The organism is Bradyrhizobium sp. 23AC, assembly GCF_054863025.1.
Genome location: NZ_JAVAYN010000036.1, coordinates 25581 through 38321 on the forward strand (window position 1 = coordinate 25581; position 12741 = coordinate 38321).

The window sequence follows — 12741 nt, forward strand, 5'->3', positions numbered from 1 at the left end:
AGCGCGTCTCGAACCAAGAAGCCCGCTGGTGGCCTCGTCCTTCGAGACGCTTGCTGCGCAAGCTCCTGAGGATCAGGAGATAAACGGTATGACGGAGTAAGATTAGTGCAGCCTGCCGTTTCCACGTTACGGCAAACTGCTGCCGCCCACAACTCGCCGCTGCCCCGATCACTGCCAGTCCGCCGCCGGCAAGCACCAGCCAAATCGGCATCGTACTTCGCAGAACCGGACGCCGCGGGACCTCTGGTCTGCACGATGGATTCAGTCGTCATTACTCACGTCCGCAGTTCAGATGATTGCGATCGTGCTTCGCGTCGCGACGATATCTGCACGCTCATGCCGTCACCGGCGCCCTCCACCGCATGAAGCGCCGCTCCAGCGCCTCGAGGACAGCATTGCACGCGAGCCCGATGACCGTGATGCTGAGGATGCCGAAATACATCTGCGGGATCAGGAAGCTGTACTGGCTGTTGATGATGAGATAGCCGAGACCAGCCTTGGCGCCCACCATCTCGGACGCGACCAGCACGAGCATGGCGGATGCGCTGGCGAGGCGAATACCGACGAAGATGGTCGGAAGCGCAGCCGGCAGAATCACCTTGCGAAACAATTGCTGCGGTGTCGCGCCCATGGTCCGCGCCGATTTGATCAGGAGCGGATCGACTTGCTTCACCGCGGCGATGGTGTTCAGCAGGAGTGGCCAGGCGCAGCTGTAGATCACCATCGTGATCTTCGACATCTCGCCGATCCCGAGCAGCAGGATGAACACCGGCAGCAGCGCGAGCGGCGCGGTGTTGCGGCAGATCTCGATGAACTGGTTCAGGAGATTACCGAGCCGGGCTGACCTGCCGACCGCCAGGCCAAGCGGCACAATCAGTGCGACCGATATCAGAAACCCGCTCAGCGCGCGCAGCAAGCTGGCGGAGACATCATCATAGAGCTCGCCGCTTTGCGCGAGCTGCCAGCCGGCGGCAATCACCTCCGAGAACGGCGGCAGGAACACCGCATCGATCAGGCCGAGCCTGGGAGCCGCTTCCCATAGCAACAACAGGGCAATCAGTAGCAGGGAGCGGTGTCCAAGGACAGTCAACTGGCGGATCGCGGCACGGGCCCCACTCACCGCCGGCGACGGTTGAGGTTGCACGCCAGTGAGCGCCTCTCGGCGTCCGTGCGCGAGCTCCAGCAGTATCAGCGTCTCCAGACTAGACATGGGCGATCTCCTTCACCTCGTGGTCCACATGTCGCGCACCGACACCTCCGTTCAACTGGCCCCGCTGGGCCTTCTGAACCTCGTCGCGCAACAGGCTCCAGACCTCATGGCGTACATGGCCGAACTCCGGCAGTGAGCGCACATCGTCTACCTCATCGCGCAGTACCTCGGGGAGGTCGATGACTTGCTTGATCCGCCCCGGACGCGACGTCATGACGGCTACGCGCTCGCCGAGCACGACGGCTTCGTCGATGCCATGGGTGATGAAGACGATGGTCTTGCCGGTGGCGCGCCAGATCCGCAGTAATTCACCCTGGAGCGTCTCGCGAGTCTGAGCGTCCAGCGCCGCGAACGGTTCATCCATCAGCAGCACCTCCGGATCGTAGGCGAGGCTTCGGGCGAGCGCGACGCGCTGCTTCATGCCGCCGGACAGCTCGTGCGGATACCGATTGGCAAAGCCGGACAAGCCGACCAGGTCGAGGAAATGCCGCGCGATCTCAAGCCGCTGCCTGGCCTTGAATCCGGCGATCTCGAGCCCGAATTCGACGTTCTCCGCGGCGGTCCGCCAAGGAAACAGGGCGTACTGCTGAAATACGATTCCGCGGTCGCGTCCGGGTCCGGCGATGGGGCGCCCGTCGAGCAGGATGCGGCCGCTGGTTGGCATCGTCAGTCCGCCCAGCAAATCGAGCAAGGTCGATTTCCCGCAGCCGCTTGGGCCGACCAAGACCAGGAACTCGCCGGTGCGAACGTCGAGCGTGATGCCGTCAAGGGCCGTGAAGCGGCCTGCAGGGCGGCCGCCCTCACCTCGCGTGATGAATTCCTTGCGGACCTGCTCGAAGCTGATCTTGACCGGAGTCATTGCACCTCCGCCGTCTTTCCCGGACGGAAATAGTTGAACGCGTTGGTGTAGGTGTCGGAGGCCTTGATCTGACCGGGCCTGAACAGGCCATCCTTCTCGAGCCAGTCGATCCACACCTGGATTTCGCGGTCCGAGATCACGCCGCCCTTGGATGCGACGCCGGTGCTCTTCCAATACTTGATCGAAGAGGCATCCTCGTTGCGCTTGCGCTCGGCGATGATCCGGTCGAACCGGGCCCGCACCTCTTCGGCGGGCGTCGTCTGCGCCCAGTCAATCGCGCGCGAAGTGCCCTCGACCAGCCTGCGGGCGGCATCAGGATTATCCTTGATGAACTTGTCCCGCAGTACATAGGAGCCACCGGTGAACTGGCCGAACAGATCTGTGTCGTTGAACAGTGAGTGAATACCACCCCTCTCCAGTGCCTTGTCGCGCAGCACGCCGCCGAGCGCGCTCACTTCGACTTGCCCCTGGCGCAGCGCCTGCTCGCCGGTCACCGGCGGGACCGCCACCAGCGTCACCTGCTTGGCTTCACTCGCGCCGAGACCATTCCTGGCCAGATATTCTCGAAGCACGAACTCCAGATGCGCGCCCAGCGTATTGACCGCGACCTTCTTGCCGAGCAAGTCGCGTGCGGCCTTGATCGGACTGTCGTCCTTCACATAATAGCTATTATAGGTGTTCGCGTCGGAGCCATAATACCCGACCACGGCCTTGATCGGCGCCTTTGCGGCGATGAGCTTGAGGATCGCGCCGTAGAATGCGCCGCCGATATCGATATCGCCGGTCACGACGGTCTGGATGTCCTGCGGGCCGCTGATGGTATTGCCGACCCATTTGAGCTTGAGCGGCGCGAGATAGCCGAGATCGTCGGCAAGCTCGATGAAGGTCACCTGCCCGGCCCAGCCTTGATAGCGGATTTCGGTCTTTTCGAGCGGCGGCTCGGCAGCGGCCGGAGCCGCGAGGCCCAGCATGAAGGCGCCAGCGAGCGCCAATCGCGCGGCGCGATGCCGTGCGCCAACAAATCGAAATAGCGAATTCATTCTGATAAATCCTGTCAGTGAAGCGGGATCAAGCGGCCTTGGCCGTCTGCGGTTTCGACGCCTTGATGCGCGTCACACTGCGGCGACCGTCGACACTGAGCGGCACCTCGCCGTCGATGGTGGCGCGCCGCACCACGCGGTGCTGGTCGCCATAGTCGTTGACGGCGTAATGCTGGGTTGCGCGGTTGTCCCAGATCGCAACGTCACCGGCCTGCCAATTCCAGCGCACGGTGTTCTCCGGCGCAGTGATGTGGGACTGGAACAGCTCGAACAGCTTCTGGCCATCATATTTCGGCAGGCCGACGAAGCGCTGCACGAAATTACCCAGCACGAGCGTGCGCTCGCCGGTTTCGGGGTGGACCCGTACCACCGGATGCTCGGTTTCATAGATCGTTCCGGTGAATACCTCGTCGAAGTGCTTTCTATCCGCCTCGCTCGCGCGCGTCTTCACGGCGTAGTCATAGGCGTTGCTGTGGATCGCCCAGAGCTCATCCGCGAGCTTGCGCAGCGGCGCCGGCAGGTCGAGATAGGCCGCCGCCGTGTTCGACCAAACGGTGTCACCGCCGTACGGCGGGATCACCACGCCCCGCAGAACCGAAATCTTCGGATAGGCGTCGACGAAAGTGACATCCGTGTGCCACTGGTCGGCACGGCCGCCGCCCCGCCCCGAGGCAAGCTCCAGAATCGACGACGTCCCCTTGGTCGCACCGACCGTCGGATGGGGCACGAGTTTTCCGAGTCTGACGGCAAAGCGCTCCTGCTCGGCATCGTCGAGATGCCCCTCGTCCCTGAAGAAAATGAGCTTGTGCTCGAGCAGCACCTGGTTGATGGCGCGAACGACGTCGTCAGGTAGGTCGCCCGACAGCTTGACGTTCCTGATCTCGGCGCCGAGCCGTGCCGCGCGTTTCACGATGTCGGCGCGCGGGATGACGTTGTCGATGGTGGTGGCCGTGATGCTCATGATCGTAGTCTTTCCTGTGATGTTCTGGACAAAGCTCCGCCATGCGCCGGTCGTACGAGCAGCGGCGAAGAATGATGATGACGAATGATGATGAAGTCTTGGATGTGGTCCTAGGGGATCACGTCGGCGGCTGGATGGCTCGCGGCACACGGATCCCGGCGGTACAGCTCTCCGCCATCGCGCCAGCGCAGCACCGCACACGCAGAACCGAGATCAGCCGGGCTGCTTCGCGAACGACGGGTGGATCGGATTGCCGCATGGTGAACGACCTCGCTTGGACGGTGCAGATCGTAAATGCGATCGCGATCCAGTCAATGAAACGAAACCAGCTTTGTTTTGCGCGGCGAGCAATGATCGCTTCGCACGCCAAGCGGACACGGAAATATTTACAATAGTGATGGTCGGTTGCGCCGTTTCACCGGCGTGACAGCGAGCCGAATGAGCACGAAACAGCTCGAAGCGCTGCGTTGTTCGTGATGACGAACGCACTCGTCTCCGACTGGCGATGAGCTCACGCGCTTCATGCTCGCTTCGCCCGCAACAACGCAAATTCATTTCATCGACAGCTTTGCGGTCATCGACATAGATTCGAGTGAAACCTAAAGCGCGACGCCGATATCCGACAGCAACCAACGAGCAACGCTATGAGCAAACGGCAACTTTCACTCAACTTCTTCATCTATCCTGACGGTCACCACGAGGCGGCCTGGCGTCACAAGGCCTCAACGACGGACCGCATCCTTGATGTCACCTACTATCAGGAGCTGGCGCAGCGCGCGGAAGCCCACAAATTTGACGCGGTGTTCTTCGCCGACGGTCCGGCGCTGGCCGACAACGTCCGTTACGCGCAGCGGTTCCGGCTCGAGCCGATCACCCTGCTCACGGCGATCGCATCGGCCACGAAGCATATCGGCCTGATCGCGACCGCGTCGACGACTTACACCGAGCCCTACAATCTTGCGCGGCTGTTCGCCTCGTTGGATCACCTCAGCAGCGGTCGCGCCGGCTGGAACATCGTGACCACGAGTTCGCCGCAGGCGGCCCAGAACTTCGGCCTGCCCACGCATCCGCCGCATCACGAGCGCTATGAGCGGGCGCGGGAATATCTCGACGTCATCACACGGCTGTGGGACAGCTGGGAAGACGACGCGCTGGTCAACGACCCTGTCTCCGGCATTTTCGCCGACACCAGCAAGATCCACGCAATCGACCACATTGGAAAGCATTTTCGCGTACGCGGCCCGCTCAACGTCTCACGGCCGCCCCAAGGGCGGCCGGTCTATGTCCAGGCCGGATCGTCCGAGGATGGGCGAGCCTTTGCCGCGCGCTTTGCGGAAGCGATCTTCACCGCGCACCAGACATTGGCGAGCGCCCAGGAGTTTTATGCCGACATCAAGCGTCAAGCGCGCGCCTTCGACCGCAGTCCCGATCAGATCAAGATCCTGCCCGGAATCAGTCCGTTCATCGCTAGCAGTCAGGTTGAGGCTGACCGCCTGCAAGAGGAGTTCAACGCGCTAATCCAGCCGGAATTCTCGCTGACCCAGCTTCGCCAGATGACCGGTCTTGACCTCACCGGATTCGACCTCGATGGTCCCTTTCCACGGCATCTGATCGACACCAGCGGCGCGCAGGGCGTCGCCAGCCGTTTCAAGCTCGTGGTCGACATCGTCGATCGCGAGAAGCCGACGATACGTCAGCTCGTGCAGCGCCTCGCCGGCGCGCGTGGCCACTGGGTGATTGCCGGTCCGCCGGAGAAGATTGCCGATAGTATCCAGGCCTGGTTCGAAAACGGCGCCGCCGACGGTTTCAACGTTATGCCGCCCTTCCTGCCCGGCGGCTTCGATCTGTTCGCCGAGCAGGTCGTACCGATCCTGCGCAAGCGCGGCTTGTTCCGCCACGACTTCACCGGCTCGACGCTGCGCGAGCATTACGGGCTCGAGCGGCCGGCGAGTATGTATGCGGGGAAGATTCAGGCGATCGCCTGACCGTTTGAAACCCAAAATGGAGCAGTCGATTTCGGCGCGATACTCGGACACACTCGAGTGAATACTTGGGACGCGCGTAGTCGTTAAGCGCGTCCCCTAGCCGCAACACAATGCGACCCAGGCGCCCCGGTGTATCGGCGCGGGGGCTAGCGCCGATCGGTGCGCTAAACGCTTGATCCGCTTGACGACCATCGGGTCGGAGTACGACAAGCTTGAGAAAGCCTTCATCGTTGTCGAAGGTGTCGTGGCCGTTAGCGACCCTTCCAAACCGGTTTTCGCTTTTCCGCGAAAGCCTGCGGACCTTCGACTGCATCCGCGGAGGCAAGCATCGCCTTCATTGCCGGATAATCCCATTCTTCCGACAACCCTTCCGAAACGGGTCGGGATAGCCCCCGAAGAACCGCTTCCTTTGTGGCACGCACCGACACGGGGCTGCATGCAAGGATCTCGTCGGCCCAACGCCTAGCGGCGCCCATGAGGTCGCCGCTCACCACCTCGTTGACGAGACCGAGCAAGAGCGCCTCTTCGGCGTTGACCCGCCGCCCCGTCAGCATCATGCCCATCGCTCGCTTGAGCCCGATCTCGCGGGGCAACCGTTGGATTCCTCCCGCGAGCGCCGCCAGGCCGACGAGCGGCTCAGGTAAAGCAAACACGGCGTTTTCAGACGCCACGACAATGTCGCATGCAAGCGCGATCTCGAAACCGCCGCCCATTGCCACTCCGTTGACCGCGGCGATCACCGGCTTTGCGAGATCAAAGCGCTTTGTTATACCCCCGAAACCCTTTGGCGGAGTTGTGAGTCCACCGCCAGCAGCCTGCTGCTTTAGATCGTGGCCTGCGCAGAAGGCTTTCTGCCCGGCTCCCGTGATGATCGCGACCTACTGTTGCTCATCCGCGGCGAACTCGTCGAAAATCTCTTCAAGTTCGCAATGGCAAGCCGAGTTCAAGGCGTTGTGTGCTTCAGGCCTGTCGATGGTAACGATTGTGCAGTGTCCGTCGCGGGAAACTTTGACATACTCGTAAGTCATCAGCGTTCAGCCTTTTGAAGTTGAGCAAGACGGATAGTCGGCGATTGCCCCGGCGGCCCATCCAAACTCAAAAGTTTCGACAGTTCCGCGATGCGCGCACATTCCGAACGCCATCTTCATCAAAATCCGATGAAGGTTGTAAATTCCGACAGGTCTGCGCGATCAGCACGCAAACTGTTGATCGGATGTGCGGGATCCATGTACCCCAGGGCCATGCCGCAAAAAAGCATCAGATGGGAAGGTAATCCGATGAACTCCGCCACTGTCTTGTGCCAGAGCGCCCAGGCTTCCTGCGGGCAGGTACTCAATCCCTTCTCCACCGCAAGCAGCATGACCGACTGTATGTACATACCGAGATCAGCCCATTGCCCAGGCTCCATCTGGCGATCGATGGCAAAGAACAGGCCGACAGGCGCGCCGAAAAAGCTGAAGTTCTTTGCAAGCTGCTTGAGGCGTGCCGCCTTGTGCTCGCGCGGAATTGCGATCGTGCGGTAGAGATCCTCGCCGTTTTTGAAGCGCCGAGTTTTGTACGGCTCCTTCAGGTCGGGCGGATAGATATTGTATTCCGGCTGCTCGCCCATCGGATTATCCTTGATCCGCTCGGCCATCAGCGCCTTGAAGCGCGACAGTTCTTGGCCACCGAGCACCCACACGTGCCACGGCTGTAGATTTCCGCCAGACGGCGAACGGCCGGCAGAAAGCAGGATCTCCTTAACGATCTCTCCGGGGACGGGAAAGTCCAAGAACGCCCGGACCGAGGTCCGCGAATTGAGCGCGTCCGACACGTTCATGTGAATGTCTCCAAATACCTTAAACGAGGAATGTCGTCAGCCGATCCGGACGACCATCTTTCCGAGTGCCGAGCGCGTCGTCATCGCTTTGAACGCTTCGTGGAAGTCCTCGAATGCGAAGACCTTCCCTACGACGGGAACGAGCGTCTTCTCGCTCAACCAGGTGAAGAGCTGCGCGATCACTCGATCCCGCACGTCGGGTTCGCGACGACCGATCTGCGCAAGGTCGACACCCAGCAGTGCCCCTCCCTTCAGAAGAGGCAGGTTGAAACGCAGTGCAGGAATCGTTCCAGACGCAAAGCCGACCACCAAGTGCCGCCCATTCCAGGCGATCGACCGGAATGCTTGGAGGCTCACGTCACCACCGACTGGATCATAGATCACGTCGGCGCCGTGACCACCGGTTAGTTCCTTAAGCGCATCGCGCCAATCTTCACGCGTGTAGTCCAGACCTGCATCCGCGCCAAACTTCATCGCGAACTGCCTCTTCTCCTCGGTCGAAGCCGCCGCAATGACGCGGCCGCCGAGCAACTTTCCGATCTGAACAGCCGCTATTCCTACGCCGCCGGCGGCCCCCAAAACCAAGAGTATCTCGCCGCTCTGTAGCTTTCCCCGAGCGCTGAGTGCGTAGAGCGCCGTCAGGTAGTTAGCGAAGAACGAGGCGCCGACCTCGGGCTCAATGCCTTTTGGCGTCACGAAAAGGTCCGTGGCCGGCACGCAAATATATTCGGCAAGGCCGCCACTTCTGACCATGCCGATGACCGGCGTACCCGAAGCGAAGCCCTCAACATCTGCAGCCGCCTCGTCGACGATGCCCGCAAACTCCGAGCCGGGCGTAAACGGCAACGGGTCCTTGGTCTGGTACAGGCCCTGCACCTTCAAGCCATCGACGAAGCCGACGGCGGCGGCCTGAATCCCGACGCGGACCATTCCCGCCGACAATTCCGGCTTAGCGACCTCTTTGATGGTGATATTGTCGATATGGTCGTAGTTCTCAACCAAGACTGCTTTCATGACATCCTCTTGAGCGAGCCGACCCGTCGGCCACGAGTTCACGCGATGGAATTCAGCCAATTACGACGGCCTAAAGTGCCCTGGCGATCACTTCCTTCATCATTTCACTTGTCCCTCCGTAGATGCGCTGAACCCGTGCATCAGCATACATGCGTGCGATGAGGTACTCATTCATGAAGCCGTACCCGCCATGCAGCTGCAAACACTCGTCGATGACCTTGCCTTGCTGTTCTGAGGCCCAGAGTTTGGCCATCGAAGCCGTCGCTGCGTCGAGCGTGCCGTCAACCAGTGCTTCGACGCACTTATCGACAAAGCTGCGCGCAACCTTCGTGACAGTGGCCAACTCGGCGAGCCTATATTTTGTGTTCTGGAATTCAGCGATCGGTTTTCCGAACGCCTTGCGTTCGCGGACGAAGGCAAGCGTTGCCTCCAGCGCCCCCTCCATTGCCGCCACCGCCATCACACCAATAATGGTGCGCTCATAAGGCAGGTCGGACATCAATTGATAGAAGCCATGACCTTCCACTCCGCCGAGGAGATTTGACGCTGGCACGGCGACTTCGTCAAAGAACAATTCGGACGTATCTTGCGCCTTCAGTCCGAGCTTATCGAGCACGCGGCCGACCCTGAAGCCGGGAGCTTTTGCGGTCTCAACTAGAATGATCGACATTCCGCTCGCTCGCTCAGCCGGGCTGGTCTTCGCGACAACCAGCACCAATCCTGCAAGGAGGCCGTTAGATATGAACGTCTTGGAACCGTTGATCACGTAGGTGTCGCCGCGCCTCTCGGCGCGAGTTCGAATAGATTGAAGATCCGAGCCCGCCCCCGGCTCGGTCATTGCGATGGCGCCGACCAATTCTCCACTCGCCAAGCGCGGCAGATATTCGCGCTTTTGCGCCTCGGTCCCGTGGTTGAGCAGGTAGTGGGCCACAATCGTGTGCACAGACGGATTCATTCCCGTCAAACCGCGCCGTGACATTGCGTCGTAGAGGATCGCCTCATGGCGAAAATCGCCGCCGCCGCCGCCATACTCTGTCGGAATGTCCGAACACAGAAGCCCAAGTGCTCCAGCCTTTAGCCACAGTTCGTGCCCGACATTGCCCCGCTCACGAGCTTCTTCATCCAGCGGCACCATCTCCTTCTCGATGAAGCGTGACACGGTGTCGCGATACATTTCGAGGTCAGAATCGAGCCAAGAGGGTTGAAAGTTGATCATGCGCTTCACTCGTCGTTAAGACGAACGCAAAACTGCGTTCATTTGCCCCTTGCATCCGCAAAACAGAGCTGCCCCGTTCACTTGGATACCGATCCGATCGCCCCTATCGGACGCGACCGCTTACGGGCTTCCGCGCACGCCCTTCAACAAAGCCCCTGACATCAGAACTGTTGTGCAAAGGGCATGCGCGGAATACTCCGAGACCGGATCAATCGTCCGTGTCGCCGTTGATCACGTCACCAAACAGCTCCCACTTCTCGCCGCTAAGGCGCATCAGACGCAATTGACTGATCGGCGCAAAGTCGGTCGGCGAGGTGTTCACGTAGATGCCCGGCAAGAGCGCCTCGGTCCGCCAATCCTTCAGGTTCGCAGCCTGCTTCATGACATTCTCGCGGGTGAGATCGTCCCCGCACTGCTTCAATGTCTGGGCCAGCGTCTCAGCAAGCGCGTAGCCGGTAATCAACAATATGTCCCGCTTGTTGCCTTCGGGATAGTATTTGGTGAGGAAGCTCTGAAACTCCTTCATGCCAGGATCATGGTCCCACTGCGGATCCGACGGGTCCTTCAGGTAAGTAGCGGAAACAACGCCTTGCGCGTTCTCAAAGCCGGCGGGCTTGATGACGCTACCGATCGAAGACGAAACGTTGCTGAGGATATGAAGCGGCTTCCAGTCGATTTCAGCGATCTTCTTGATTGCCTGAGCAGCAAATTTGGGGGAGCTGATGTTGACCAGCGTATCGGCGCCCGACGCCTTGAGCTTGACGATATGAGTGTCGATCGTCGGCTCGGTTGTCTCGTAGCTCTCCTCGGCAATGATCTGTGCCCGGAGCTTGTCCTTGAGACCCTTCAGATAATCCTTCCCGAGATCGTCATTCTGGAAGAATACGGCGACTTTGGCGTTTGGCTTCTCCTTGAGAATGTACTTTGCATAGGCGCGCGCCTCGCTTTGGTAGGACGGCTGCCAACCCGTGGTCCATGGGAAATTCTTGGGGTCGTTGAATTTAGTTGCGCCCGTCGCGACAAACAGCTGCGGGACCTTCTTTGAGTTCAGATATTTCTGGATTGCCGTGTTGTTGGCTGTGCCCAGCGGATCGAACATGAGAAAAACCTCATCGCCTTCCACCAGCTTGCGCGTCTGCTCGACGGCCTTTGGGGGCGAGTACGCATCGTCATAGCTGATGAAGTTGATCTTGCGGCCGTTGATGCCGCCCTTGTCATTGACCATCTTGAAGTAAGCCGCCTCCACTTGGCCGATGACGCCATAGGCGGATCCTGGGCCGCTGTACGGCATGAGATTTCCGACCTTGATCTCGGTGTCGGTGGCGCCGGTATCATACTTCTTCTGCGCCTGCGCGGCACCGGAGGCGAGCGTAATGACTGCTGTCACCAGGGCAGTCGTCTGTATAGTTCTGCCAAACATAAGAGGTCTCCTTGTTGCATTTCAGTTCTGTTTAGTTTTGGCGATCCAGCCTTGGCCCAGGATCGCGACCTGCCTTGCGCCATGCGGCACGAGGTAGATGACGGCGAACAGCAGCACGCCGAACACGGCGCCTGAGAGGCCCTTGGAGATGCCTTCCGCGATGTTCGGGACGAAGATGATGAAGGCGGCGCCGACGATCGAGCCCGGCAGCCAGCCGACGCCGCCGACGACCATGCCGAGGAACAGAGAGATCGCGAGCGTGATGGTGTAGCTGTCGGGCGCGACGAACTGCACCGCGATGGCGCCGAGCGAGCCGGCGATGCCGGTGATCGCGGCGGAGACGCCGAAGGCCAGCGTCTTGTACAGCGCGACGTCGACGCCCATGGCGGAGGCCGCGATCTCGTTGTCGCGGATCGCCATGAAGGCGCGGCCGGAACGGGAGCGCAGCAGGTTCACGGCAAGGATGTAGATCCCGATCACGACCACGAGCGTGAAATAATACAGCCACATGTCCTGCGACATCTTCAGTCCGAACGGCGCGTCCGGCTTGGTGACGACGAGGCCCTGCACGCCGCCGGTCCAGTGCTCGAGGAAGTTCAGCTTGAGCAGCTGCGGCATGGCGGTGGCGAGCGCGAAGGTCGCGAGCGCGAGGTAGACGCCGGAGAGCCGCAGCGCCGGCTGCCCGAACAGAAACCCGAAGCCGAAACAGACGACGCCGGCGATCGGCAGCGTCAGCGCGTAATTGACGTTGAAGTGCTCCATCAACACCGCGGTCGTGTAGGCGCCGACCGCGTAGAACGCGCTCTGGCCAAGCGAGAACTGGCCGCTTCCGCCGGTCAGGATGTTCAGCGCCAGCACGGCGAGCCCGTAGATCAGGAGCATCGTCATCTGGAAGATGATGAAGTTCTTGACGAAGACGGGCGCGATCAGCAGTGCCGCGAGCACCACCACCGAGGTGCCGGTGCCCAGCGTCATGGCCCGCTTCGGAACGGCTTCGACCGCCGCGTGGCCTTCGACGACTTCTTCTGCAGCGCTCATGATCAAACTCGCTTGACGATGTGCCGACCGAACAGGCCGGCGGGTTTGACGACCAGGACGGAGATGATCAGCGCGAGCGCGATCGGGAGTTTCAGCTCGTTACCGACGCCGGGGATGTAGGTGCCGGCGAGGTTCTCGAAGACACCGACCAGGAAGCCGCCGACCACGGCGCCGAACGG

At 60.9% G+C, this 12741-nt stretch carries 11 protein-coding genes and 2 pseudogenes; 2 read left to right on the forward strand and 11 right to left on the reverse strand.

What is annotated here, in order from left to right; genetic code table 11:
* Nucleotides 1–334 precede the first annotated feature (334 nt).
* From RAD10_RS40180 to RAD10_RS40195, 4 genes are read right to left on the reverse strand one after another with little or no spacing between them, the layout of a single operon-like run.
* Complete coding sequence (locus RAD10_RS40180; protein ID WP_270162929.1) at nucleotides 335–1210, reverse strand: ABC transporter permease; 876 nt, start codon at nucleotides 1208–1210, stop codon at nucleotides 335–337.
* A complete protein-coding gene (locus RAD10_RS40185; protein WP_461621789.1) occupies nucleotides 1203–2069 on the reverse strand; it encodes an ABC transporter ATP-binding protein in 867 nt (288 codons plus the stop codon). Before RAD10_RS40185 ends, RAD10_RS40180 begins: the two co-directional genes overlap by 8 nt.
* A complete protein-coding gene (locus RAD10_RS40190; RefSeq protein WP_461621790.1) occupies nucleotides 2066–3109 on the reverse strand; it encodes an ABC transporter substrate-binding protein in 1044 nt (347 codons plus the stop codon). The genes RAD10_RS40185 and RAD10_RS40190 overlap by 4 nt, the downstream gene beginning before the upstream one ends.
* A gap of 28 nt (nucleotides 3110–3137) precedes the next feature.
* Nucleotides 3138–4070: a TauD/TfdA dioxygenase family protein gene (locus RAD10_RS40195; RefSeq protein WP_461621791.1), complete on the reverse strand. Its 933-nt coding sequence runs from the start codon at nucleotides 4068–4070 to the stop codon at nucleotides 3138–3140.
* Nucleotides 4071–4141: 71 nt separating this feature from the next.
* Here RAD10_RS40195 and RAD10_RS40200 point away from each other — a divergent pair, with 71 nt between their 5' ends.
* Together RAD10_RS40200 and RAD10_RS40205 are read left to right on the forward strand one after the other, a co-directional pair.
* Nucleotides 4142–4465, forward strand: a complete 324-nt coding sequence (locus tag RAD10_RS40200) for a hypothetical protein (RefSeq protein WP_270162937.1) — start codon at nucleotides 4142–4144, stop codon at nucleotides 4463–4465.
* Between the two features lie 249 nt (nucleotides 4466–4714).
* Nucleotides 4715–6055, forward strand: coding sequence for an LLM class flavin-dependent oxidoreductase (locus RAD10_RS40205; RefSeq protein ID WP_461621792.1), 1341 nt, complete (start codon nucleotides 4715–4717; stop codon nucleotides 6053–6055).
* 251 nt (nucleotides 6056–6306) lie between these two features.
* Here RAD10_RS40205 and RAD10_RS40210 read toward each other — a convergent pair.
* The 7 genes and pseudogenes from RAD10_RS40210 to RAD10_RS40240 form a co-directional block, all read right to left on the reverse strand.
* Nucleotides 6307–7083 (reverse strand): annotated as a pseudogene (locus tag RAD10_RS40210) (enoyl-CoA hydratase-related protein).
* Between the two features lie 119 nt (nucleotides 7084–7202).
* Nucleotides 7203–7874 (reverse strand): nitroreductase, encoded by a 672-nt coding sequence (locus tag RAD10_RS40215; RefSeq protein WP_270162939.1) that lies wholly within the window; start codon nucleotides 7872–7874, stop codon nucleotides 7203–7205.
* Between the two features lie 36 nt (nucleotides 7875–7910).
* On the reverse strand, nucleotides 7911–8888 hold the full coding sequence (locus tag RAD10_RS40220) for an NADPH:quinone oxidoreductase family protein (RefSeq protein ID WP_270162941.1): 978 nt from the start codon (nucleotides 8886–8888) through the stop codon (nucleotides 7911–7913).
* 70 nt (nucleotides 8889–8958) lie between these two features.
* A complete protein-coding gene (locus RAD10_RS40225) occupies nucleotides 8959–10104 on the reverse strand; it encodes an acyl-CoA dehydrogenase family protein (protein ID WP_270162942.1) in 1146 nt (381 codons plus the stop codon).
* Nucleotides 10105–10312: 208 nt separating this feature from the next.
* Nucleotides 10313–11524, reverse strand: coding sequence for an ABC transporter substrate-binding protein (locus RAD10_RS40230; RefSeq protein WP_461621793.1), 1212 nt, complete (start codon nucleotides 11522–11524; stop codon nucleotides 10313–10315).
* Nucleotides 11525–11545: 21 nt separating this feature from the next.
* Entirely contained in the window at nucleotides 11546–12562 is a 1017-nt protein-coding gene (locus tag RAD10_RS40235; protein WP_461621794.1) for a branched-chain amino acid ABC transporter permease, read from the reverse strand.
* 2 nt (nucleotides 12563–12564) lie between these two features.
* Nucleotides 12565–12741 (reverse strand): annotated as a pseudogene (locus RAD10_RS40240) (branched-chain amino acid ABC transporter permease); the annotation flags it as partial.